Here is a 26,448-nt window from a genome sequence, read left to right as displayed (position 1 = left end):
TATGGCAACTACTTTTAATTTATCTATAGTACCATTTCTAAATACTTTATTTTTTACAATGGTTTTTATTATATGTTTATGAATTTCTTTTAATCCATCTAAATCAAAATCACTTAAGGAGCGCCTAACGGCATCAATGCGTGGCATTTTAGTTTTTTTAGGTATTACTTTTTTAAACTTGCCTTTTTTAAGCCAATGTTCTAATCTATTGAAACTTCTTATCTGAAGCATAAATCCAAATAACACCACGAAGGTAATTGTTGAAATTTTTACATCAGATTTTATTCTTTTATCTTTTAAGTTATTGATTTTTTCACCTATATCGTATACCTTATTAATATAAGTAAGTAATTGTTTTAAATAACTTTTACTCATTTTATCAGCATCCTTTTTAAGTTGGTTTCTAGTAAAAACTATTATAAAAAGGATGCTTTTATTATGCAAATTTTTTCTCTAAAATTTCCAGCAAAAATCAGAATTTATGGTTTTTAACCTAACCCTCAATCATTCATTATAAATCAGCGGGCTCACGCCCCAAAAATTTTTAAGTGCTAAACTTCTGACAAAATAAAATCCGCAATAATGAACTCTATGGATATAATTTTGATAGAGATAAAAACGCACTAATTATTATCGAAGAAGAAGCAGAAGTTGTAAGACTAATATTTAATTTAGCTTTAGAGCACGGCTTTAGAGTTATAGCTAATAAGTTGAAAGAGTTGGAGATTAAAAATAGAAAAGGTAAGTATTTTTCTCAACACACACTTGTTAATATGCTGCGAAATAGAAAATATGCTGGATATAATGTAAGAGGGAGATATGATAGTATAAATCTTTTTGGCAACCAGCGATATGTCATGAAAAAGCGTGATGAATGGATAGAGGTGCCAAATGAACGTATAGAGGCAATTATATCTGAAGAACTATATAATAAAGTACAGGAGTCAATAGAATTAAGATGTCTGCATGGCAATCGTGGAAAAAACATAAGTAAAACAGATCTAGCCGGTAAATTAAAATGTGGTCGATGCGGAGCATCTTTTATTCTGGCGGCAGACAAAAGGCTTACAAATCCAAAATTTCACAGCTACTATATTTGTGCGCATAAAAAATCGAGAGGAAAAGAGTATTGTAATGCCGAGAACATAAAAAAATCTAGTTTTGATGATTTTATTGAAAAACAAAGGACTATTATATATCCGCAAACAGGTGAGTTAAGTATTAATCTACAGATTAAACAGCTAAAGTCACAAATAAATAATATAGACGAGACTAATATTTATAAAACGCTGAAAACTTGCGAAGAAGAATTAAAAGATTTGCAAAAACAAGCAGAATTTTTAATAAATAATATGCTTACAAATATGACAGAAACTACTCAAAAGATTTTTAAAAGCAAAATGGAAGAAATTGAAAATAAGATTAAAGAAAAAGAAAAGGAAATAGAAAATAATCAGAATATACTATTGGATAAGGAAAGATATGTAAGACAATTAAATAGTAAAATCAAGGAATTAGAAAAACAAAAAGAAACTACACGAAAAGAGCTTTCAAGGGAAGAGTATCTAAAAAAGGTAGATTATTTTTTAATAAATAGTAAGGAGGACATCCAAGTTGTCCTTAAATAAAAATAAACTGTTATGGTGCTAATAACATCATAACAGTTTTTTATTTGCTTTAAAAAATGGCTCTATATCTACGTTTAAAGCACACATCCTATGGTATCTTCGTTGTCCATTCCTCACAATTCCAAACCTCTGTAACCACATCCCTATAAAATTCTGGTTCGTGGCAAACCATAAGTATTGTGCCTTTGTATTCTTTTAAAGCCCTTTTAAGCTCGTCTTTAGCTTCCACGTCTAAATGGTTGGTAGGCTCATCCAGTATCAATATATTTGTTTCCTTATTTATAAGCTTACATAGTCTTACCTTAGCTTTTTCTCCTCCAGATAAAACCACTATTTGACTTTCTATATGCTCTGTAGTAAGTCCGCATTTTGCTAAAGCTGCTCTTACCTCATATTGAGTAAATCCAGGGAACTCATGCCAAACCTCTTCTATGCAGGTATTATAATTCCCTTCTTTTTCTTCTTGCTGGAAGTAACCTATTAACTGATAATCTCCTAGTTCAATTTCCCCTGAAAGTGGTTTAATTTCTCCCATTAAACTTCTAAGAAGAGTGGTTTTACCGATACCATTAGCTCCCACAAGGGCTATTTTCTGACCTCTCTCCATGCTTATATTTAAAGGTTTTGAAAGAGGTTCTCCATATCCTATCACCAAATCTTTAGTTTCAAAAATCATTTTTCCTGAAGTTCTTCCTTGTTTAAAGTTAAATTCTGGCTTTACCTTTTCCTTTGGAAGTTCTATAATATCCATTTTGTCAAGCTTCTTCTGTCTTGATTTTGCCATATTTGTGGTAGCAACTCTAGCCTTATTTCTAGCTATAAAGTCCTTAAGGCCTTTTATTTCCTGTTGCTGTCTTTCATATGCTGCTTCCATTTGCTTTATCTTTGCTTCTCTTTGTTCCATAAAGGTGTTGTAGTCTCCTACATATCTTTCTAGCTTTCTATTATCCACATGATAAATTAAATTTATAACACTGTTTAAAAACGGAATATCATGGGATATAAGTATAAATGCATTTTCATAATTTTGAAGATATCTCTTAAGCCATTCTATATGTTGCTCATCCAAATAGTTAGTAGGCTCGTCCAAAAGAAGTATATCTGGATTTTCTAAAAGTAGCTTTGCTAAAAGCACCTTTGTTCTCTGTCCGCCACTCAGCTCAGCTACGTCTTTATCCAGTCCTACATCTCTAAGTCCAAGACCACCTGCTACTTCCTCTATTTTAGCATCTATAACATAGAATCCATTGTTATCCAAAAGATCTTGAATAGTCCCCATATCCTCTAAAAGTCTGGTAAGTTCATCCTCTGAGGCATCAGCCATCTTTTCTGTTATATCCATCATTTCCTTCTCTAGATCAAAAAGATATTGAAAGCTTTGTCTAAGTATGTCTCTTATGGTATTTCCCTTTTGAAGCACTACATGCTGATCCATGTAGCCAACTCTAACTCTATTTGCCCACTCTACAGTCCCCTCATCCGGTGCTATCTTTCCAGTTATTATATTCATAAAGGTAGATTTTCCTTCGCCGTTAGCTCCGATTAAACCTACATGTTCTCCCTTTAAAAGTCTAAAAGATACATCTTCAAATATGGCTCTAGCTCCAAAGCCGTGATTTACGTTTTTTACTGTTAAAATACTCATCTCTTTTCTCCTCTTCTGTATTTTGTTTTTCTAGCTCTGATTTTTAATCTTCTCTGCTATTTCATTTAAATACTCCCATCTTTCCATTAGCTCTAAAATTTCACTTTCAAGCTCTTCCTTTTTAGCTAATAACTCTTGAAGTAATGTATAATCAGTAGCAGTTGAATTTATTTTTTCTTCAATTTCTGAAAGATTTTTTTCTACTCCCTCTATAACCTCATCTATTTTTTCATATTCTCTTTGCTCCTTATAAGAGAATTTTATTTTAGAGGGCTTATTGCTATTTTTCAAATTACTATTTTCACTTTTTTCATCTTCACTTTTCTTATATTTTCCTGCATTTTGATTATCTTTAGGTAGTTTCTGTTGTATATCATCTTCTACACATGAACTTTGCTGTGTTTTTTCTAGAAAATCCACATAGTCTGAATAATTTCCTGTATGCTCTAAAACATCACCATTTCCCCTAAAAGCAAGTATTTTATTTGCAATTTTATCTAAAAAGTATCTATCGTGGGAAACTGTAACCACTGCCCCTTCAAAATTTTCAATATAATTTTCTAGTACATTTAATGTATCAATGTCCAAATCATTGGTAGGCTCATCTAAAAATAGCACATTAGGTGCATACATTAAAACCCTTAAAAGTTGAAGCCTTCTCTTTTCCCCACCAGATAACTTGCCTATAGGAGCATATTGTATATCTCCTGGAAACAAAAATCTTTCCATCATTTGAGAGACACTTATAGAATGTCCATCTGCCGTTTTTATAAATTCTCCTGCTTCTCTTATATATTCTATGGCCCTAATATTTTCATCCATGTGAGTATATTCTTGAGAAAAATATCCTATTTGCACTGTTTCCCCCACATCTACTAGTCCATTATCAGCTTTTATATTTCCTGATAAAATATTTAAAAGAGTAGACTTACCAAGTCCATTGTTTCCTATTATACCTACTCTATCTTCTCCACTCAATATAAAACTAAAGTCTTTTATAATTTTTTTATCTCCAAAACTCTTATTTATTTCCTCTGCAATTATTACTTTCTTCCCAAGTCTAGTGCTGCCAACACATATGTCCATGTTTTCATCATCTACATAGCCCTCTTCTGCTACTAGTTCTTTAAATCTATCTACCCTAGCCTTTTGTTTAGTGCCTCTAGCTTTAACTCCCCTTCTTATCCATGCCAGTTCTCTTCTATATAAGTTTTGTCTCTTTTGCTCTAGAGACTTTTCTAGTTCTTGTCTTTCTACCTTGGCATTTAAATATAAGCTATAATTTCCTTCATAGCTATACAAATTCCCTCTATTTAATTCTAATATTCTATTAGTTACCCTGTCCAGAAAATATCTATCGTGGGTTATCATAATAAGGGAGCCCTTTCTACCATTTAAGTATTCTTCAAGCCATTTTATAGTTTCATTATCCAAATGGTTGGTAGGCTCATCTAATATCAAAAGGTCGCAGGGCCTAATAAGTGCTCCTGCCAGAGCTATTCTTTTTCTCTGTCCACCAGAAAGCTCTCCTACCTTTGCATTAAAATCGTTTATTCCAAGCTTTGTAAGAATTATCTTAGCATTACTTTCAAGGCTCCATGCATCAAGTGCATCTATCTTACTTGTAATATCCATAAGTTTACTTTGAAGATTTAAATTTTCAGGACTCTTCTCTATACTGTCCATTATTTCTTCATATTCCCTTAAGACTTTCATCACTGGAGAATCGCCCTTAAATATTTGCTGTATAACCGTTAAATCCTCCTGAAATTCCATGCTTTGATTTAAATATTCTATAATAAGCTTATTTTTCTTTATTAAGTTTCCCTCATCAAAATTTTCTACCCCTCCTATAATCTTAAGGAGAGTAGACTTTCCTGTACCATTTATCCCTATTAGTCCTATTTTTTCTCCCTCATTTATGCCAAGAGGCACATCCTTTAAAAGTACCTTCTCACCATAGCTCTTACTTATATTTTCTAATGTTATTAAATTCATTTTATCTTCCTTTCTATATATACGAATCCACAATTTCTAATACTTAATTTCCAAATAATTTTATTATTTTAATTATAGATTTTATTTAGATTCTATATTCTAGTTTTATTAATAAGACTAGATTTAGTATATCCATTTATATAACTGCCTAAAATTCGCAAAATTATAAGAGAAACTTTCTTATTTAGTCCACTATATTTTTTTACATACATAATACATTATATCTTATTTAAACTGTAAATTCAGTAAAAAATAATCCCATATTATAAAAATAGGGCTGCTATACTAATCACTCAGTATAGCAGCTCATAATAAATATAGATAAAATAAATCTATATTTAGCTCTAAATTACTTCAATATACAATTATTTCACGGCAGATATATAATACATCTCATCATTGTCAATGCACTTGTTTATTTTAAAATAATCTTTCATAATTTCACAGGTAATCTCTGCCTTAGGAAGTATATGTTCTTTTACAGCTTCCTTTGAAGCATGCACCCTGTTTATGTCTTCCTTGCTTTGAGAATGACAAATTATTATCTTACCATTTTCCTTCATAAGCTTTCTTAAATGACTAAAAAGCTTTTTCTTATCTTTAAAATGTGGATATGCAGAATAAATGAATACATAATCAAAATCTTTTTCTTCATTAAATTCTACTATATCTTCTGCATAAAATTTTACTCTATCATCCTTATATTTACTTTTGGCAACCTGTATCATATTTTCTGACAAATCTACACCATGAATTTCCTTAGGCTTTGTGTCCATTAAATATTTTATAAGCACACCTGTACCTGTTCCCACATCAAGAATTTTAGAATCTTTTTTAACTTCACTTATATCTATTATATAGTTTATTTTATTTTTATCATGGTGACACATATCATCCCATTTAAATGCCACTTGGTTAAAAAACTCCCTATCATTCATCATGCAGTTACTTTTTCCCCTTTCTCTAGTGCCTTTACCACTACAGGAATTAATATTAATTGTATAATTATGCCTATAAATCCTTTTACAAAAGTTCCCATTAAAAATGCTTTAAATACAAAATTATTTCCCTTAGCAATAAGTAGTATATAATTCATTATACCAGATATGAAGCGTCCACCCAACATAGATAATACCAATGCAAACATTATATTTAATCTTTTTTCCTTATATAAATATCCTGATAAAAATCCATAAGCTGCAAGTTCACATGCCATAGAAATACCTGTTGGAAATAATGGTGGCATTCCTGTTAAAAATGAATTTAAAAGTGGTGTTATAAATCCTACTACAATTCCATACTTCCACCCAAGTATCATTCCACATAATAAAACTGGTATATGCATAGGCAAAAATACTGGTCCTGCCATGCCTACCATGTGAAAAAAGTAAGGTAAAATTAACCCTATTGCTATAAAAATAGCTGCCTTAATCATGTTATTAGTTTTACTGTTCATTTTATTAATACCCCCTAATAATATAATTTCTATAAACAGAGCTCTTAGCTTCAGATGGAGTTTTTACTCCAACTGAAGGTTAGAGATCGTTATCCAGGGACGTAGCTGCCGTTATCTCCCACTTTGTTAGAAGTGGGAGTGTTACGGCAGGTAGTCATCGGATAAAAAAATAAAAAGGTAGAGAAAAATCTCTACCTTCGTGGTAACATAATATATTCGCATAATTTCATTTAATTATTAAATTTTATTTAATGCTTGGGCTTTATATAAGTAATGTTATAAATGATTCGTTCACCTATAACTCTATTATATGTTTGCCTCAAACAATATAAATTATAGCATATATATTCTGAATTATCTACTAAAATTTCTATTCATTTAAAATTTCACTTTCTTGTTCCTGTACAAATTGATTAGTGTACAAGTTATAATAATATCCTTTTCTTCTCATAAGGCTTTCATGATTGCCCTGTTCTAATACTTTTCCGTTTTTTATAACTAGTATTCTATCTGCAGATACTATAGTAGACAATCTATGAGCTATTACAAAGCTGGTTCTTCCTTGTAACACTTTATCTATAGCCTTTTGTATTATTCTTTCTGTTTGCGTATCTATAGATGAAGTAGCTTCATCTAAAACAAATATAGATGGATTTGCAACTATAGCTCTAGCAAAGGATATAAGTTGTTTTTCTCCAGTGGACAACATTCCTCCACCTTCTCCAACTTCTGTATCATATGCCTTATCCATTTTCATTATAAAATCATGAGCATCCACTAGTTTAGCTGCTTCTACTATTTCTTCATCTGTAGCCTCTAATCTACCATATCTTATATTATCCTTTATGGTACCACTGAAAAGATGAGGACTTTGTAAAACATAGCCTAAATTAGCTTGAAGCCATCCAATAGATCTTTCCTTATAATTAACTCCATCTATTAAAATTTCTCCTTCTGTAGGCTCATAAAATCTACAAGCAAGATTCACTATAGTACTCTTTCCTGAACCTGTTTCACCAACTAAAGCTATGGTTTCTCCTGCTTTTATATCTAAGGTGAAGTTGTCCAAAACCTTTTGTCCATCCTTATAAGCAAAGGATACATTCTTAAAGGTTATATCTCCATGAACTTTTGGCCAATTTTCTCTTTTTGGATTATATTCGTCTCCATAAATTTCTTTAACTTTTTCAGAATCATATATATCTGATTCTGTTTCTATCATAGATAAAATTCTTTCTGCAGAAGCTTGAGCATGCTGAAGTTCTGCTATAGTAGATGCCAATTGGCTTACTGGTTCAAAAAATTCTATACTATAAGATATAAACATCATTAAAGTTCCATAACTCATAGTTTTTAGAAGAACTTCCTTACCACCAAACCAAAGGGATAACCCTGTTCCAATACTGCCTAATGTCAAAACAATAGGTAAGAAAAGGGCTGAGAATACTGCAGCTCTAACTGCTGAGTCTCTCATATTTCTTGTATCCAATTTAAATTCTGTTAAATTGTCTTCTTCTCTTACCAATGTTTTAGTGGTTTGAGCTCCCGTTATACATTCATTAAAATCTCCGGTTATACAAGAATTTATTTTTCTAACCTTTCTATAGGCATCTAATATCTTTTTTTCAAAATACATTCCTATTAAAAATAGCGGTGGAACCACTGATAAAGTTATTAGCGTAAGCTTCCAATTATGATAAAACATAACTCCTGCAAAGCCCATCATCATAACTATGGCCCATACCATATCTGTAAGTCCCCATGAAACTATTTCACTTAATCTATATATATCTGATGTCATTCTAGACATTATCCATCCTACAGGAGTTTTGTCATAATAGGAAAAAGATAATTCCTGCAATCGCTTAAAGCCGAGCTTTCTTATGTGATGAGCAAGTTTAGTTTCCACTGACCCAGATAAAGTTATTAAAAGTTTTACATTTATAGCTTGCACTCCTATAACTAATACATAAACCATTGAAAAATTCAAAAGACCTTTTATATTTCCTGTTACTACAAAATTATCTATAGCATATTTTGTAAGATAGGGAATTAAAACATCAATACCCGCTACAGCTAACATTACAAATCCTAAAATTATAAGTTGTTTTTTAAAGTCTGCTGCGTACTTTAAAAGTTTTTTCCAAAGTCCAAAATCAATTTTTTCATTTTTATTATTAAAATTTTCTTCTACATATGCGCTCAAAACTATGCACCTCCTTAGCTAACCTTACTGTCATTATGATAGTCAGCCTTTGATGAACTTTGTATTTCCCAAACACGCTTATATAATCCTTCTTGTTTAATAAGCTCTTCATGACTACCTATACTTGCTATTTTACCTTTATCCAATACTATTATTTTATCTGCTTCCTTTAGTGTAGATACACGGTGAGAAATTATCAATGTAGTAACTCCTCTACTTCTTTTTGACAAGGCTTTTCTTATAGCCCTATCTGTTTCTGTATCCACTGCACTTAGTGAATCATCAAATATCAATATAGGACTTTTGTTTATAACTGTTCTAGCAATGGCAACTCTTTGTCTTTGCCCTCCAGATAAGGTTACGCCCTTTTCTCCTACTAAAGTTTCATATCCTCTATCAAAACCCAATATTACATCATGTATAGCTGCAATATTAGCTGCCTCGAATATTTCCTTATCCACTGCTTCCCTTTTAGCAAGGCTTATATTATCTTTTATAGTTTTAGAAAACAAAAATGGTTCTTGAAGAACTATACCTATATTTTTTCTTATCCATTTTCTGTTAATATCTTTAAGCTCCACTCCATCAATCCTTATGGAACCTTTATTATAATCATACAACCTAGCTAATAAATGAACCAAAGATGATTTTCCTGAACCAGTTTTACCCATTATACCTATAGTTTCTCCAGTCTTTATATTAAATGACACACCATCTAATACTGGCACACCTTTTTCATACTCAAAATATACATCTTCAAATGATATATTTCCTTTTATTTCAGGTTTTGCAGCATCTAATGGGGTTTCTTCCTCTTTTTCAGATAAAACTTCGTTTATACGCTTTATAGATACAGTCATCTTACCTGCATCAGACAGTATTCTGCCAAGCTGTCTAACTGGCCATAATAACATTCCCTCGTAAGTTGTAAACACAAATAATGTACCTAATGTCATGTCACCTCTTGCTGTTAGATAAACACCAGCTATTAATACTGCTCCTGTTTGAAGCATACATAAAAAGTCCGAAATAGCCCAATAGTTTCCTCTTAATGCATACATTTTGTAGCTTAAATCTTTAAATTCTTCACTTTTAGCATTAAATTTATCCACCTCGTACTTTTGCCTTCCAAAGGCCCTTACAACCCTAACTCCAGATAAATTCTCTTGAAGTGCTGTGGTCATTTTAGCCTCAGATTCATCAGCATCTTGGAATAATTTTTTTATGCCATTAAAGAAAACAAAGGAATATGCAAATATTATAGGCACTGCTGCCATGGCTATAAGAGTCATTTTCACATTTAAGGAAAGCATCATTGTTATAGAAAAAATTAATACAAAAATAGCTCTTCCAATGTCAACTAATTGCATAGCCAAAAATCTTCTTACAGTATCTATATCTGAAGTACATCTTTGAATTAAGTCTCCTGTTTTGCATTTCACATGATAATCATAAGGTAAATGTTGAATGTGATCATATAAAGTTTCCCTCATATTCTTAGCTATATTTTCTGCTGCAGAAGCTGACCATTTACCCTTTAAAAATAAAAATATTCCTTTTATTAAAGTTATAATTATTAATAATAATGAGCAAATCCAAATATTTTGAACTAATATAGACTTACCACCTAAAAAATTTACAACCTTTACACCCAAAGCTGGAAGTTCCATAGGGTTTCCCCCTAATATAGAGTCTATGGTAGTTCTTATAACCAAAGGTGCTAAGGTAGAAAAGAATATTGCAAATCCAACACTTACTATTGCCCCAATATATTTAAGTCTATTACCTTTCATAAAATTCCACAAAAGTTTAGAATTTTTCATATAAAGTCCCCCTCTCTATTACATTTTCTAAAATAACTCACGTAAAAACTAATGGCTTCCTAAAACATTTACTAAGCAACTTTTTCATAACTGTACACCTCCATAATATATAAAAAACCGTAGAGATTTCTACGGCTTTAATATCTTAAATAAAAATATTAATATAGAATATAAAAGCCATAGGTCGCAATTAACCCATGGCAGTATAATTTCAAGAAAACTTACTACAAACTAATAATAGTAATAAACATAAAATCACACTATATTCCAAAGGCCGCGTACAGTATTAAATTTAATTACATATGCATTGCCATTAAAACTTATATTTATTTTATTAATCAATTCCACGACCTCCTTTTCAAAATTTCTTTTTTATTAATTTTCATAATATTTAGTATAAACCAATTATATATTATTTTCAAGTAATATTTTCAAAAAACCTAAAAAAATGCTAACTTAATTTTTTTATACAGCTATTTGTATATCCAATATCATATTATTTGTATATATATTCTCCAATATATAGGTTATACATCATCCTCAATAGATTCATTTTTATTTCTCCCCTTTTTCTTTCGCGTTTCTTTGTCATTATCCATTCTTTCTATACCCATGGCTGCAAGTTGTTTGTTAGTATTTTTTATTTTACTCATATCTTCCACTCCTATTCTATATATTTCATATTTATACTTCCAAATATTAAAATTTTTATACATAAAAATCATACATACAACACCCCTTTAATATGTTAAAATAGTATTAACTTTTTAGAAAGTAAAATATAATTTAAATAAAGTTTTCATTATTCCATAATATAAAAAGGGAGAAAAAACATGTGCAAAACTAAAAAATATGAAGTAGTAATACTTTTAACTAATACAGGCACATTTCTATCCAAGGTTATAAAGCAATATACTAATGAACCTTATACTCATGTTTCCATAGGCTTTGATATTGAATTAAACGAAATATATAGTTTTGGCAGGATATTTCCTCATAACCCCTTAATAGGAGGTTTTATAGTTGAAGATAGATACAAAGGATTATATTCTATATTTACCAATGTAAATTGTGCAGTTTATACTTTAGAAGTGGACAGGCTTCAATATGAAAAAATGAAGGAAATTATAAACAAATTTCATAATGACAAACATAAATATAAATATAATTTTCTAGGCCTATTTGCAGTGGCTTGCAATATACCCTTTAAGAGAGAAAATGCCTATTTTTGCTCCCAATTTGCAGCAACTGTGCTAGAAGGAAGTAATATAAAAATATTTAATAAGAAATGCGAACTAGTAACTCCTAGTGACTTTAGGACTTGTAAACACTTAAAACTAATTTATAGTGGAAATTTAATGAATTATAACTCAAAACTTACACATATAAACACTGAAACTTTAGTACCCTATACTATAATAAAATAATAAAATAATAAATATCAAATATTAAATAAGGGGCTCATAATATTTTTTAGGCGGAGCCTTTCGAAAAGTTATAGTATACTTGTTAAAATAAAGCAGTAACTAAAATTCAATTTATTTTGCCGTAAGGCAATTGTTTGTATAAATCTTATTTGTAGAGGGGAAAAGGTAAGAAGTAATAGTTAAGGATAATAGTTAAGGATAAAACTCAAGGAGTTTTTTATAATTAATTTGTGAATAAATAAAAGTTAATAGTTCTTTAAAAATTCAGCTTTGCTGAATTTTTAAAGAACTATTGCTTAAAGGGCTACTAAGTCATCAGACCGATAGGGGCAAAAATAGCTATGCTTTGACTTAACCCATAAAACCGTAATAACCTTAATAAATAATTTCAAATTGCATTTTTATTTTAAGTTTTAACTAAAAATAGATTATTCCAACCACTTTATCCGATGACTACCTGCCGTAACACTCCCACTTCTAACAAAGTGGGAGATAACGGCAGCTACGTCCCTGGATAAAGATCTCTAACCTTCAGTTGGAGTAAAAACTCCATCTGAAGGTTAGAGATCTGTTTATATAATAAGTCTTTTATTATAAATCAGCAGGCTACGCCAAAAGAACTTTTTAAGTGCTCAACTTCTTACTTTTTGCCGTATAGCTTGTTTTACTATTACATTTTATTTAATTAAAAATTTTCCAGAACATAGTGGAGGAAAATCCTCACTCACTCTTACTTCTTACTTTTCACCTCTTACTTAATTCTCAATTGTCACTTCGTACTTCCTCCACAAATTATAATTTAAGAAATTCCATAGAAATTTCAACATTATTTGATATTTAATATTTAATATTTGATATTTCTATATTTTCCCTGGCTACCGCCAATAAAAGATTTTTTAAGCACTTAAAAGAAAAGGTATAACCACTTCATTTAATGAATCAGTTATACCTTTTCCCACTATACTATTGCTTATATTCAATTAAAGATTTTCCGTAACGAAGTGGAGGAAAATCATCCTTTAGTAGGCTATCTCTTACCCACGAAGCAAGCATTCTGTAACTGAAAAAGCTGCCTTTAATGGAGTGATAAAATTGAAATTTTGGACTATTGAACTAGCTTTAGAACTTCTTTGTTTTGAAATTTAAAGCCCCGTTAAGAAGCCTTCATTGCTTGAGTGAGGTACGAGCGAGTTTGAAGGCTTTAGGGGATTTAAATTTCAAAACATTTAGAAGTTCTTAGCGTACTGTTCACAGTCCAAAATTTCAATTTTATCACGGAATTAAAGGCAGCTTTTTCCTACGGCACTTACTTCACAATATATATTTAATAGTTATTTTTTATTGTTTTTCAATCCATATACTGCCCCTAACATTCCAGCCTTGTTACCGCAGCTAGCAACCTTTAACATTAAGTTTTTATTAAAGGAAGGCATTATCATATTATTCAGATGTTCTTTAATTAGATCTGTAATTAAATTTCCCTGAGCCGATACCCCTCCACCTATTATAATAAGGGAAGGATTAAATATGTGTACGAGACTTTTTAGTCCTAATGCAACATTATAAGTCCATTGATTAACTATGTCTTTATATATCTTTTCTCCATTATTAGCTCTTTCAAATATTATTTTTCCATTTAATTTTTCTATTGTTCCTGCCTTTTCTTGTGCAAATTTTACTAAAGCTGATGTAGATGCATATCTTTCATAGCAACCCCTATGTCCGCAATTGCATTCCATACCATTAGGATACAAATTCATATGTCCAAATTCTCCTGCTGAATAACTACTTCCTGTAAACACATCTCCATTTAATACTATGGCTCCACCTATGCCTGTACCTAATGTAAGACATAAGAAGTTTTTCTCACCTTTTGCGGCTCCTGCCCACATTTCTCCTAAGGCTGCGCAGTTTACATCATTATCCACATAGCAAGGATATGAAAATTCCTTTTCTATAATTTCTTTTAGCTTTACACCTGTCCAACCAGGTATTGCATCTGTTGCAAATATAATTTCCCCTGCTACCCTATCCACTTGTCCTGCAGTACTTATGCCTATACCATCTATATCTTCGCCGTGTTCCTTTAGTAGAAATCTTATTATATCCTTTACCTTTTCTATTAAGCAATTTGCTCCTTTGGATGCCTCTGTATCCATATTATAAAGAGCTAGCACATTGCCATTATCTTCTACTATCCCGTATTTTATTCCTGTTCCACCTATATCCACAGCTAAATATTTCACCCTTTGTTCCTCCTATTTATTGTTTATTTCATCAACAAACTTTTTAGTTATCAATTGTGGACGAGTAATAGCTCCTCCTGTAACCACTGCTAAAGCTCCTAGCTCCAAACATTTTTTTGCTTTTTCTGGTGTGTCTACTTTTCCTTCTGAAATTACAGGTATTTTTACATTATCTAAAACCTGTCTTAGAAATTCAAAATCATTATCTTGTATATCCATTCCCTCAGTATATTCAGTATATCCATGCATAGTAGTCCCCACAAAATCAAAGCCATATGCTTCTGCTAATTTTGCTTCTTCTAGATCAGATATGTCCGCCATTAATAATTGATTTGGATATTTACTTTTTATTTCTTTTACAAATTCACAAAGCTTCTTTCCATCTGGTCTTTCCCTTTTAGTAGCATCTATTGCAATTATGTGAACTCCTTCTTCACACAATTCATCCACTTCTTTCATGGTAGGCGTTATATAAACAGAACATTCTCCATAATTTCTCTTAATTATTCCTATTATAGGTAAATCCACTTGGCCCTTTATAGCTTTTATGTCCTCTACAGTATTTGCCCTTATGCCCACTGCGCCTCCAATTTTAGCTGCAAGAGCCATTTTGGACATTATAAAAGAACTATGAAGTGGCTCATCTTCTAATGCTTGGCAAGATACTATCAAACCGCCTTTTATTTTATCCATTAAATCTTCTTTCATCATAATCATCTCCTAAATATAACACTTATACAAAGTCATAAAATTATCTCACTAAATAGCTATCTTGAATATAATTTTTCTTATATCCTCAGAATCTTTTACTTTTATACCTGTCATATGTACATCCTCTGGATAGCACAATACAAAAGTTCCCTCTTTTATAGTCACTTCCCCTTCACTATCACCTTTTAAAATATAAGCATCGTCATTTTCATTATAATCTTTTTCTATTTCCATATTTTTAAAATTAGAATATAATAATTTTTCTTGTCCATTTAACATATAGTGTACATCAATATATTTCTTATGAGATTCCCAAAAACCTTTTTCTAAATCTTTAGTTTGATATTCTGCAACTACATAATAAAGATTATCTCCATCCACTTTATGAACACCTTTTTCATCCTTAGAAAAATCGTGTTCTTTCATAAATTTCAATGCCTTACTTATATTGCTTTCAGCCTCACCATAAAGTTCCATATTATTAATTCTATCAATTATCATAGCATAGCCTCTCCCTCTATAATCTTTAATATACGCACTATTATTGCTTTTCATAATTAAAATAATAAAGCATATTTTAATAAAATACTTTTGTATTAAGCCAAAATACAAACTTATGTTACATTTGAAATTAGCCAGAAAGCATATACACTTAAGTACTATGCTTTACTGGCAATTTAATCTAAAATATTTATATTAACTCTACTTTACTACTTATCCCCATATATAGTTAAGTTATCTAAGTTTTTCTTTTCATCATCTTTAAATATTAAACTAAATATATATCCAAATAACATGCATGAAACTATGCTTATAACTGAATACATCCAGAATGTAACTGTTGTAAAGTATTTTGCCGCTACAGTTAATACTGCAGCCACTATAAATCCTGCCACAGCTCCCTTAGAGTTAGCCTTCTTTGTAAATATTCCAAGTCCAAAAAGACCTCCTACAACTCCAAGAACTAGTCCCATAAATCCATTGAACCAGCTATATGCAGATTTCAAATCAGAGTGAGCTAAAACTATAGAAACTACTATAGATACTATTCCAACTACTAAAGAAAGAATTTTAGCAAGCTTAGTTGCTTCATCATTGTTAACATCACCTTTTATTAACTTATGTATATCTAAAGTCCAGCTTGTAGCCACACTATTTAAACCTGTAGATAAAGTTGATTGGCCTGCTGCAAATACTCCAGCTAATAATAGTCCTGATATACCTGCTGGTAATTGACTAACTATATAACTTGCAAAAACTTGGTCCTCCGCTTTTGATATTAATAATGCTGGGTTTTGTTGATAAAATACATATAGTCCTGTTCCTATGAAGAAAAATACAGTTGCTATACCTATAGATAAAGCACCATTTAAATATGTCATCTTTTTCATTTCTCCAAGATCAGTAGTTGTTGTATATCTTTGAACCATATCTTGGCTTGATACATAAGATGAAAGCGTTGACAAACCTGCTCCTATAAGTACTATAAAGAAGCCCTCTTTAAATATATTTAAGTTAAGCATTTGTGATAAATGTAAGAACTTAGCATCCGCCACCCCTACTCTAACTACTTCACCTAATCCACCTTTAATTGTAAATGCCATATAAACTACTACAAATACGGCACCTAATGATAACACTACACCTTGTATAAAATCTGTCCATAATACTGATTTAATTCCGCCTACGTATGAATATACAATTGCTATAACACCCATAAGAACTATTAATAAATTTATGTTTATTTTTGTAACTATTGATAATGCCAATGCTGGTAAATACATGATTATAGACATTCTACCTACTTGGTAAATTATAAACATTATACTTCCTACTAATCTTAAACTTTTATTAAATCTTCTTTCTAAGTATTCATATGCTGTATCTAAATCAAGTTTCTTATAAACTGGTAAGAAATATTTTATAGTTAATGGAACAGCTATAAATATACCAAGCTGAGCCACCCAAGCTGACCAGTCTGTTTTAAATGAACGTCCAGCTAAAGCTAAATAAGAAATGGGACTTAGCATTGTTGCAAATAAACTAACGGCTGCAACCCACCATGGAATTGTTCCATCACCTTTAAAATATTCTTTGCCTTTCATTTCTTTTTTAGCTACTCTAACACCTACATACAGTACAAATAAAAGATATACAACTAAAACTATATAATCCAACATTTGAAATGATGCCTTCATGAATAACCCTCCATTATATTTAATTATTTTATTAGAGAAGATTATATAACTTCATAAGCTATTATATAATCCTCTCAAAACTGTAAATATCTGATGATTAATAAATTTAGATTTAATGCAAAACTTAAATTTTTATTTTTTTATCTATATATTACAAATTTTAATTATAGGTACTTTGCAGATAATTCTTTTGCAAACTTAATTCCTTCTTCATTTAATTTCTTCATAGGTTGTCTACAATATCCTGCATCCACACCCTTATCCTTTAATATTTCCTTAATAGTTTGATATAAACCATTGCTTAATATTCCTTCAATTAAGTCATTAGTAACGTGTTGTACCTGGTAAGCTTTTTCTATTTCACCTTTTCTACCTAATTCAAAGATTTCTTTTGCTCTTTTACCGTTTACATTAAATGTACTTCCTATAGCTCCATCTACACCTGAAACTACTGCTGGTAAAAGCATTTCATCAAATCCAGAGAATATTAATTTATTTGGGAAAGCCTTTCTTAATCTTTCTAATAAATAGAAGTCTGCTGCTGTAAACTTAACTCCTATTACTTTTTCATTTTCAAATAACTCAGCAAATTGATTTAGTGTTATGTTAACTCCTGTTAAGAATGGTATTGAGTATATTATCATATTGTTTCCAGTTTCTCTTATGATTGTATCATAATAATTTTTTATTTCGCTAAAGTCAAATTTATAGTAAAAAGGTGTTACTGCTGATAGTGAATCATATCCTAGAGCTGTAGCAAACTTTCCAAGTTCAACTGCTTCTTTTAAGTTTATAGATCCTACTTGTGCAATTAATTTAACCTGATCTTTGGCCTCATCCTTGACAATTTCGAATATTCTTTTCTTTTCTTCAGTAGAAAGCATGAAGTTTTCTCCTGTACTTCCTCCAACGTAAAGACCATCTATTCCACATACATCAATATTGTGACGAACTAGCTGTCTAAGTCCCTCTTCTTTAATGTTTCCGTTTTCATCATATGGTACTAATAGTGCTGAAAAAATTCCTTTCATCTCAAGTCCTCCTCTAAATTTAAAATTATTGTATAATGCGCTTTCGTGTGTTTTGTTCTCGTGAACATTATTTGTTAAAAAAAATTATAACTTTTTTAAAATAGATACATTTTTTTGCTCATAGACTAAATTTTCTAAAGCATTGAAGTTTTGTTATCCTTTACATCAAGCCTTTGAAAATTCTTAATATTTTTATTTTCTAAGAATATTATATATGTTCTCGTGAACATTTTCAAGTGTAAATATTAATTTTTTAAATTTTTTTATATACTTTTATTTTATAAAAATTATATACTTTTATAGCTCCCTTCCACAACACCCTTTATTCTTGTAACTATAGACTAAATCATAAATTTATTAAGTTTTTAGTCTTCCCTATAATGCGATCCTACACTTTCATTTCTATCTATCATGGCCTTTAGCACCACTATTGCAGTATTAATATAATTATTAGCTATAAATGCTTTTTTACAATGCTTATTTTGTGATACATATGTGTACAAGTTAAATTTATCCTCTATATTATTAATAGTTCCTACTGCATTTTCTAAGGACTTCCTATTCCTTATTATGCTAGCATTTCTATACATAATCTCTCTTATTTCATTTATAACCCAATCTGGCTCTATGGTTGATTCTTGTTTATTACTAAAATGGAATACTTCATTAATATCATTATAGACTTTTTCATCAACAGTTTTTTCCTCTATATATTTTATAGCCTCTTTTCCTGCTATTTTACCAAATACCATAGCATTAACCGTAGACAAGCCTCCAATTCTATCTGCACCGTGTACCCCTCCAGTTACTTCACCTGCAGCATATATGCCTTTTATAGCCGTTTGGGCCTTTTCATTTATTTCTATACCACCGTTGGCTGCATGGGCAAAAGGAAGTATTATTATCTTATTTTCATTTAAAGCATTTTTATCCTTTAGCCACATAAAATAATTATATATAAGAGTATCTTTTATATTAAGTATATCCTTTGGATAATAAAAACCCACACCTTGGCAGCTTTTTAGATATTCCTTAAACATAGTTATATCCACATATTTGGAATTTAATTTGCATGTAAATGGGCCATGAGTGGATCTTTCTTTTAATATAGCCTTTTCATTTAAATTTTCATCTAAATTATCCTGGAAAATATCTTCTCCCTTTGAATTTTCTAATTTTATATAACTAAAAACTCTTTCATTAAATATAGTTTTATAATTTGGTTCTATATGTGCTGGAATGAATTGAATAAATTCCATATTAGTGAGTTTACATCCCACCTCTAATGCTTGGATATGTGCATTCAACGCCATATCTTCTGTGCTAAGGTTGTATTTATATATATTCGTAAACCCTCCACTGGCTATTATAAGTGCTTTAGCAGAAATTTGTACATATTCTTCTGAATCACTTATAAATATTGCTGAAGAAAAAGCCTCCTCTTCATCCTTCAATATTTTAATTAAACTAGTATTCTCAACAATACTTACATTTTCTAATGATTTTAATTTATCAAAGGCTTTAATAGCTGTCTTAAAATCAAATCCATACCATTTTCTTGGCTTTTTATCAAAACAAGGTGTTACAGTTTCTCCACTTATAGGTCTTCTAAATTGAATCCCTAAATCCATAAATTCTTTTATGTCTTTTTCAGCATTATCTATTAAGGTTTTTACCATTTTTTTATTGGGAATGTGGCATCCCACTTCCATTATGGCATTGACAAAGTCCTCTTTATCTTTTTCATCCTCTGCCACTACCATTCCAAGCCCCCAGGTTCCTGGATAAAAACTGGCTCCAGAGCAAAACCTACCACTGCTCACTACTGTAACACTTTTTCCTGCTTTAGCCACTTGTATAGCTGAACTTATACCTGCAATTCCAGCTCCAACAACTAATACATCGGTTTTCATATGTTCTTTTATTTTCATGTTTTCCTCCTCTTTAGTTTATTTTATATTTTTAAAAAAGACTTTCTCTAACTATTATTTTACTTTCCATAATATGAGAAGCTTCTTTAAAATTCATATCCTTATATAATTTCTCAAACATAAACTTCCCTGCCAAATATCCCTCTTCGTAAGGTTGTTCCACCACTGTAGCCAGCACTTTTTTTTCTAGTATTAAAATTTTCATATCATCTGACATACCATTACCTACAATTTTCATGGGAATGTTGTATCTATATCCTATATATTTCACTATATCTGTTAAAAATCTAGTAGCATATATTGATTTTACTTCTTTTGTCATGTGTTTTTCCAATATATCATCTAAATCATTCATTAAGTGCTCTGAATACACAGGACCTATCATAGGATTATTTTTTTCTTCTGACATTCTACTTAAAAAACCATCCATGTATAGCTTAGAGGAAATCCTATCATCTACCGTATCTAAAACCAAAACCTTAGACTTCTCTTCTAGGGTATTTATAAGTATTTCCGCTGCAATTCTACCGGATTTAAAATAATTAGGTCCTACATGAAATATAGATTGATCTATATTAATATCCAGTGTTGTAAAAACTATATTAGGATTTTGATTTCTTACTTCTTTCACCTTTTCTTTTAGCAAAGGAATTATTATTATCCCCTGTACATCTTCATTTACTGCAGCTTTTAACTGCTCTAGCTGCTTTTCTGGGGTTTCAATATCTGTTTTTATTATATTTATATTAAACCCATAAAATTTAAATTCCTTTTCAGCGCTCTTAAGTCCTCTTTCTATTTCTTCTGTATAATATTTATTTTTTGATTTTATTATAAAAGCATATACATTTTTTTTCTTCTTACTGGCTAAGGAACTACTTATTGGATTCTTTTTATATCCCAATTCTTTAGCAAGTTCTATAATCTTTTCTTTTGTTTCAGGTTTTATATTTTCACTGCCATTTAAAGCCCTAGCCACAGTAGTTCTTGAAACATTTAAAATTTTGGCTATATCTTCTTGTTTTATCATATTAACTACCACCATTGTATTATTTTTAAATTTCTTTAATTTTAAGCAAATTATAGCATGTTAAAAACTTCAGTGTCAAACAACCTAATTTAGTTTATCCCTTCCACTAAAATAGCTTCTGCAAATTAAATTACATTTGTAATGAAATGTTAATTTACAGAAGCTCCTATTTTATTTATTCCTCTTGAAAGCTCTCTATATTTCCTTCTATATCCAAATATACATTTCTAAGCTTTTCAAGCTGCTCTTTGCTTGCCTGCCAATATTCTCTTTTATTATACTCTAGCATCCACTCCACTATGGTCATATATGCATATGAATTGTTTTCCTTCAATCTTTTCCTTAATTTTTCATCTTCAATATACTTTTCATATAAATCATTGTATATCCACTGTTCCACACCATTAGTAGTGGCTGCTAGCCCTAATATATTTTCAAACCTCTCAGCTATTTTTTGAACTCCATGGTATTTATGCTCTAACATACCATCAATCCATTTAGGATTTAAAACTCTAGTTCTTATACCCCTATTTATGGATTTATCTACTGTTTCAGTTTCTAACCTTTCTCCCGTAGTATCACTTATATACATAGCAGGTTTTTTCCCCTTAACCATTTCAACAGATTTAGAAAGTCCACCGAAAAATTCATAATAGTGGTCTAAATCAGTAACTTCATATTCATGATTACTTCTTACTTGCGATACCACATCCACAGTTTTTAAGTTACTTCTATACAGTCCATCTATTTCCTTACCTCTAAAATTATTGCTATATACATATTTCAAACTATCTATAAAGTTTTTACCTATATCCTCTTCTTCCTCCCAAGCCTTTGTTTCTAATAGCTTAGTGACTCCTGTACCATACTCCGCTTCTTTAGGTCCAAATATTCTAGATATAGAAAGTTCTTTTGCAATTTCCTCACTGGTTCCATTTTTTATAATTTTATCATATATAATTTGAGAATTCTTTTTAAAATAATTTTCTTCAAAAGTTTCATCTAAATTATATATATGGGCAAATATATCATTCAAATCCTTCAGTAAATTAGGGAACATATCCCTAAAGAATCCACACATGTTTATTACCACATCTATTCTAGGCCTTCCCAATTCTTCAATAGGTATTATTTCATAGTCACTTTCAAAGGAACTTGCAGTTTTAACAGGCTTAACTCCTAAATAATACAGTATTTGCCCTATAGTTTCCCCTCCGGTTCTAGAGGTTTCAAGTCCCCATAATATTACTGCAGTACTAGATGGATACTTTCCATTTTGCTTGTAGTATAATTCTATGGTATTTTTAGCTATGCTAGCTCCCCTTTTATAAGCTGTTTCTGTAGGTACTAATGTTGGATCAAATTGATATAAATTATAACCTGAAGGCAATATATCAGGATTTCTAATTATATCTCCTGCCAGTGATGCTTTTAAATATTTTCCTTGCATAGCCTTAATTAAACCTTCTATCTCAAAGTTTTTAACTATATTTAAACTAAGCTCTTTTCCATATTCTATAGATTTTTTCATATCCTCTATACAAGTTTTTTCATAATGTTTTTCACCACTATTTATAAAACTTAAGTCACCATATTTCTTGAAATTCTCCATAATCCACTGCACCTCACTATCCAGTGAAGCTAAAATTTCTGCAGAATTTTCTTCTATTAATTTATCATAATCCAAGTATCTATTCTCACATACAATTCTCCTTATACACTTTATATCACCTCTATCATATCTAAGAATAAACTTAATATAATTAAAAGCCTCGTCTTCATTATATCCTTCACCAAATACATGTAAGCCCTTTGGTATTAGGGAACGATTCATCCTATAAAGTTCCCTCTCCAACTCCTCTAAGTCTTCAAAATTCATATTCACCTCTTTAGCTTTTTCTCTAATATTTTCTAACACTTGGCTACATCTTTTTGGATCTAATCTTTCACATTGGTGGTATTCCTCAATGGATTTTTGAAGCCATAAATATTCCTCATAAAGTTCTCCTTCCATAAAAGCTGGCGGACTATAACTTACCATTACTGCATGGCTTCTTCTTTTAGCTATCACAGCCTCTGCTGGATTTCCTATGAAATATAGATACAAATGGGGAATATCATAAAGTAGCATATCAGGGAAACACTCCCCAGACATGCCACATTCTTTTCCCTTTAAAAATTCTATTGTGCCATGAGTTCCCACATGTATAACTACATCTGCCTTAAATTCTTCTTTAATCCATTTATAAAATCCTATATATTGATGGTGCGGAAGCATGGATTTATCGTGATATACTTTATCTGTATTTTCATGGATTCCCCTAGAAGGCTGTAATCCTATAAAAACATTGTCATTTACTATTCCTGGTATCAAAAAATTATTATCCAAAGTCATCACATTACCAGGTATCTTTCCCCACTGCTTAATCATATCTAAATAAAAATTCCTGCCCTTAATATTTTTCTTATATTTTTCACAGCTATATTTTATCATGTTGTGAATATTTTCTTCCGAAACCCATCTTCCAGAGTTAACTATCTTACCACAAAATTTATTCATCAATTCTTCACTGTTTAAGCTTTCAGTATTATATCCTTCATTTTTTAAGGCCTCTAATATCTTTTCTATAGACTTAAATGTATCTAAAAAAGCCCCTCCAAATAAATTATCTTCTCCCGGTGGATAATTGTAGCATACTATAGCTACTCTTTTATCTTTATTAGGCTTTTCTCTAAGCTTAAGCCATCCCTTTATTTTACCTATAAGTTTTTCAACTCTTTCTTCTATAATATTCAGTTCATTTAATTCTATTTTAAATTCCTCATCTAATCCATTAGATTTCATTGCCCCTATGGGATAAGTTTCTATAGCTCCGTCTAATTCAGGCAACATTACAGAAATTAAAAATTCTGAAGAACTTACTCCCTGAGCACTTTCCATCCATTCTTCCTCTGTTTTTTTAGTCATAAAAAATGGATGAATCATAGGAGCTTCTATTTTTTCAAGAGTTTCTACGGCCTTCTTGGCATCTCCTCCCATAGGACCTGCTCCTAATCTGAAGGACATAAAATTTAATATTAAATCCACCTTTTTACCACAGGCATCCTCCAGCATATTTCTAAGTTTATTCCCATCCATTTTTAAAACACTAGAAAAAGCTATTGGTACCACATTTGCAAACTCTTTTATTCTACGGCATATTTCTCCAACGCAGTCAGATGTTTTACTAGGGTAACTGTGACCATAAAATATTAAAGCAACAGTAGGTCTTTCTTTATCAAAACCATATTTTTTCATATATTCCTTATAACTATTGAAAAACTCCATAGTTTCTGGATTACATATACTTATGTCTTCTCTTTTTACTGGTTCTAAAGGCTTAGGAATTCCTTTATAATTTCCATAATCCCTAAGTATTAAATATAATAAATTCTTCATATCTTCAAACCCGGCATTATTCCAATATCTTCCTATGTGTATATAATTCTTCATATGATTTAGTTTTCCAACGGGCATGATTTTTCCCATTTTTTCTGCCATGTTTATCATTTTATCCATAGCTTTTGCATCGGGATTTTTGCTTTCACCCTTCTTTTTATTCATACTCATATCCTTTGAAGTTAAACTTCCCAGCTTCAAATATTCCCTACCTTGTCTGCCTATAATAACTACTTGTGCTTTTGAATTTTCTAGAGAATCATAAGTTGTCTTAACAATTTTATCTGGTGCACCCATCAAGTCTATTATACACATATCCGCTTCTTGTATATGGCACATCATACTTTCTAATCTATCATCTTTCAAGCCCCTTGATACATAATATAAATTCAAATCCAATATATTATCATAACTTTTATTAATATATTCACAGGCCTTTATAATTTCCCCAAAAACACTGGTAGAAACTGATACCACTGTAATCTTCAAATTCATCCCCTCTTTCTATACAAATTTATAAAATAACACTAATTACTTCTTGATTAAAGTAAAAATCAGCTACAGATATATGATTTCCTGTAGCTGATTTTTTAATAATTACGTCAAGCTAAAATTCATATTTTCAAAAACTTCTTTAAAGGAGTTTTATCATTCATTATCAATTCTCAAATTTCAACTCCAGATAGTCATTAATTCTAATTTTTAAATTTTTACTTTATAAACAGAGCTCTTAGCTTCAGATGGAGTTTTTTACTCCAACTGAAGGTTAGAGATCGTTATCCAGGGACGTAGCTGCCGTTATCTCCTACTTTGTTAGAAGTGGGAGTGTTACGGCAGGTAAGTCTCTGGATAAATGCGAAAATTAAATTATTTAACTAAAAACCCTTATTGGATATATAACTGGCTTTTTAGTGTTAATATCTTCATTTATCTCAGCTTCTACTCTAAATACCTGTTTAAGCATTTCATCATTTATAATATCATAAGGAGTTCCCTTACAATGCAACTCTCCATTTTTAATAACAATAAGTTCGTGAGAGTATTTAGCTGCCTCATTTATATCATGAAGTACCATGACTATTGTTATTTTTTCCTCTTCATTTAAACTTTTAATAAGATCTAAAAGTTCTAATTGGTGACTTATGTCTAAATAAGTAGTGGGCTCATCTAAAAGAAGAATCTTTGGTTTTTGAGCTATAGCCATAGCTATCCATGCTCTTTGCCTTTCTCCCCCTGACAGTGTAGCTACTTTTCTATCTTTTATATTATCAAGTCCTGTTCTTTTTATAGCCCAATCTATTATTCCTTCATCTTCATCTGTAAATCCTGAAAAAATCTTTTTATGAGCATGTCTTCCATAGGCAACTAAATCTCTTATACAAATATCCTCAGGACATCCATTATTCTGAGATAAAATAGCCATATTCTTTGCCAAGGTCTTAGATTTTAATTTATATATATTCTCACCATTTAATAAAACATTTCCCGCCTTTGGCTTTAAATTTCTACTCATAACCCTAAGCAGCGTAGTCTTTCCACACCCATTAGGTCCTATTATGGATACTATTTTCCCCTGTTCTATGTTTAAATTTATTCCTTTTAATACTTCCTTTTCACCATAATTAACCCTTATGTTTTCTACAGTTAAAATATCCATTTTATCACCCATTTATCACCCA

General features: G+C 30.6%; 19 protein-coding genes. 2 read left to right on the top strand and 17 right to left on the bottom strand.

Annotation, left to right across the window (positions count from 1 at the left end; all coding sequences use genetic code 11):
- Positions 1-375, bottom strand: a 375-nt coding sequence (locus tag FGK85_RS06400) for a hypothetical protein (RefSeq protein ID WP_341472459.1), incomplete at its 3' end; no start/stop codon positions are given.
- A 197-nt stretch (positions 376-572) separates the two neighbouring features.
- Between FGK85_RS06400 and FGK85_RS06395 the strand changes: the two genes are divergently transcribed.
- The gene (locus FGK85_RS06395) at positions 573-1,628 is read left to right on the top strand and encodes a recombinase family protein (protein WP_341472471.1); all 1,056 of its coding nucleotides are present in this window, start codon (positions 573-575) and stop codon (positions 1,626-1,628) included.
- 88 nt (positions 1,629-1,716) lie between these two features.
- On the opposite strand, the gene FGK85_RS06390 is transcribed toward FGK85_RS06395, so the two are convergent.
- From FGK85_RS06390 to FGK85_RS06360, 7 genes are all read right to left on the bottom strand, one after another.
- Positions 1,717-3,273, bottom strand: a complete 1,557-nt coding sequence (locus tag FGK85_RS06390; RefSeq protein WP_138204846.1) for an ABC-F family ATP-binding cassette domain-containing protein — start codon at positions 3,271-3,273, stop codon at positions 1,717-1,719.
- A 30-nt stretch (positions 3,274-3,303) separates the two neighbouring features.
- On the bottom strand, positions 3,304-5,271 hold the full coding sequence (locus FGK85_RS06385) for an ABC-F family ATP-binding cassette domain-containing protein (RefSeq protein ID WP_138204844.1): 1,968 nt from the start codon (positions 5,269-5,271) through the stop codon (positions 3,304-3,306).
- A 365-nt stretch (positions 5,272-5,636) separates the two neighbouring features.
- Positions 5,637-6,212 carry a class I SAM-dependent methyltransferase gene (locus tag FGK85_RS06380; RefSeq protein ID WP_138204842.1) on the bottom strand — a complete coding sequence of 192 codons (576 nt, stop codon included), beginning with the start codon at positions 6,210-6,212 and terminating at the stop codon, positions 5,637-5,639.
- Positions 6,209-6,727: an ECF transporter S component gene (locus tag FGK85_RS06375; RefSeq protein ID WP_138204840.1), complete on the bottom strand. Its 519-nt coding sequence runs from the start codon at positions 6,725-6,727 to the stop codon at positions 6,209-6,211. Before FGK85_RS06375 ends, FGK85_RS06380 begins: the two co-directional genes overlap by 4 nt.
- Positions 6,728-7,097: 370 nt before the next feature.
- On the bottom strand, positions 7,098-8,933 hold the full coding sequence (locus tag FGK85_RS06370; protein ID WP_171011348.1) for an ABC transporter ATP-binding protein: 1,836 nt from the start codon (positions 8,931-8,933) through the stop codon (positions 7,098-7,100).
- Between the two features lie 14 nt (positions 8,934-8,947).
- Positions 8,948-10,756 carry an ABC transporter ATP-binding protein gene (locus FGK85_RS06365; protein ID WP_138204837.1) on the bottom strand — a complete coding sequence of 603 codons (1,809 nt, stop codon included), beginning with the start codon at positions 10,754-10,756 and terminating at the stop codon, positions 8,948-8,950.
- A 527-nt stretch (positions 10,757-11,283) separates the two neighbouring features.
- Entirely contained in the window at positions 11,284-11,481 is a 198-nt protein-coding gene (locus FGK85_RS06360; protein WP_138204835.1) for a hypothetical protein, read from the bottom strand.
- A gap of 108 nt (positions 11,482-11,589) precedes the next feature.
- Here FGK85_RS06360 and FGK85_RS06355 point away from each other — a divergent pair, with 108 nt between their 5' ends.
- Positions 11,590-12,183, top strand: coding sequence for a hypothetical protein (locus FGK85_RS06355; RefSeq protein ID WP_138204833.1), 594 nt, complete (start codon positions 11,590-11,592; stop codon positions 12,181-12,183).
- 1,331 nt (positions 12,184-13,514) lie between these two features.
- On the opposite strand, the gene FGK85_RS06350 is transcribed toward FGK85_RS06355, so the two are convergent.
- The 9 genes from FGK85_RS06350 to FGK85_RS06310 all read right to left on the bottom strand — a co-directional run bounded on the left by FGK85_RS06350 (position 13,515) and on the right by FGK85_RS06310 (position 26,438).
- A complete protein-coding gene (locus FGK85_RS06350) occupies positions 13,515-14,429 on the bottom strand; it encodes an ROK family protein (protein WP_138204831.1) in 915 nt (304 codons plus the stop codon).
- A gap of 12 nt (positions 14,430-14,441) precedes the next feature.
- On the bottom strand, positions 14,442-15,137 hold the full coding sequence (locus FGK85_RS06345; RefSeq protein ID WP_207670525.1) for an N-acetylmannosamine-6-phosphate 2-epimerase: 696 nt from the start codon (positions 15,135-15,137) through the stop codon (positions 14,442-14,444).
- 51 nt (positions 15,138-15,188) lie between these two features.
- Positions 15,189-15,641 carry a NanQ anomerase/TabA/YiaL family protein gene (locus tag FGK85_RS06340; protein ID WP_171011347.1) on the bottom strand — a complete coding sequence of 151 codons (453 nt, stop codon included), beginning with the start codon at positions 15,639-15,641 and terminating at the stop codon, positions 15,189-15,191.
- Positions 15,642-15,850: 209 nt separating this feature from the next.
- Positions 15,851-17,338, bottom strand: coding sequence for a sodium:solute symporter family protein (locus FGK85_RS06335; protein WP_138204825.1), 1,488 nt, complete (start codon positions 17,336-17,338; stop codon positions 15,851-15,853).
- 164 nt (positions 17,339-17,502) lie between these two features.
- On the bottom strand, positions 17,503-18,369 hold the full coding sequence (locus FGK85_RS06330) for an N-acetylneuraminate lyase (protein WP_138204823.1): 867 nt from the start codon (positions 18,367-18,369) through the stop codon (positions 17,503-17,505).
- A gap of 365 nt (positions 18,370-18,734) precedes the next feature.
- Complete coding sequence (locus tag FGK85_RS06325; protein WP_138204821.1) at positions 18,735-20,300, bottom strand: FAD-dependent oxidoreductase; 1,566 nt, start codon at positions 20,298-20,300, stop codon at positions 18,735-18,737.
- Positions 20,301-20,331: 31 nt separating this feature from the next.
- On the bottom strand, positions 20,332-21,330 hold the full coding sequence (locus FGK85_RS06320) for a LacI family DNA-binding transcriptional regulator (protein ID WP_138204819.1): 999 nt from the start codon (positions 21,328-21,330) through the stop codon (positions 20,332-20,334).
- A 175-nt stretch (positions 21,331-21,505) separates the two neighbouring features.
- Entirely contained in the window at positions 21,506-25,258 is a 3,753-nt protein-coding gene (gene bchH / locus FGK85_RS06315) for a magnesium chelatase subunit H (protein ID WP_138204817.1), read from the bottom strand.
- A gap of 382 nt (positions 25,259-25,640) precedes the next feature.
- Positions 25,641-26,438, bottom strand: a complete 798-nt coding sequence (locus tag FGK85_RS06310) for an ABC transporter ATP-binding protein (RefSeq protein WP_207670524.1) — start codon at positions 26,436-26,438, stop codon at positions 25,641-25,643.
- Positions 26,439-26,448 lie beyond the last annotated feature (10 nt).

Source organism: Haloimpatiens lingqiaonensis (genome assembly GCF_901447495.1).
Classification (GTDB): domain Bacteria; phylum Bacillota; class Clostridia; order Clostridiales; family Clostridiaceae; genus Haloimpatiens; species Haloimpatiens lingqiaonensis.
Note: the sequence above shows the minus strand (reverse complement) of the source record. Positions and strands in the feature narration are given on the sequence as shown.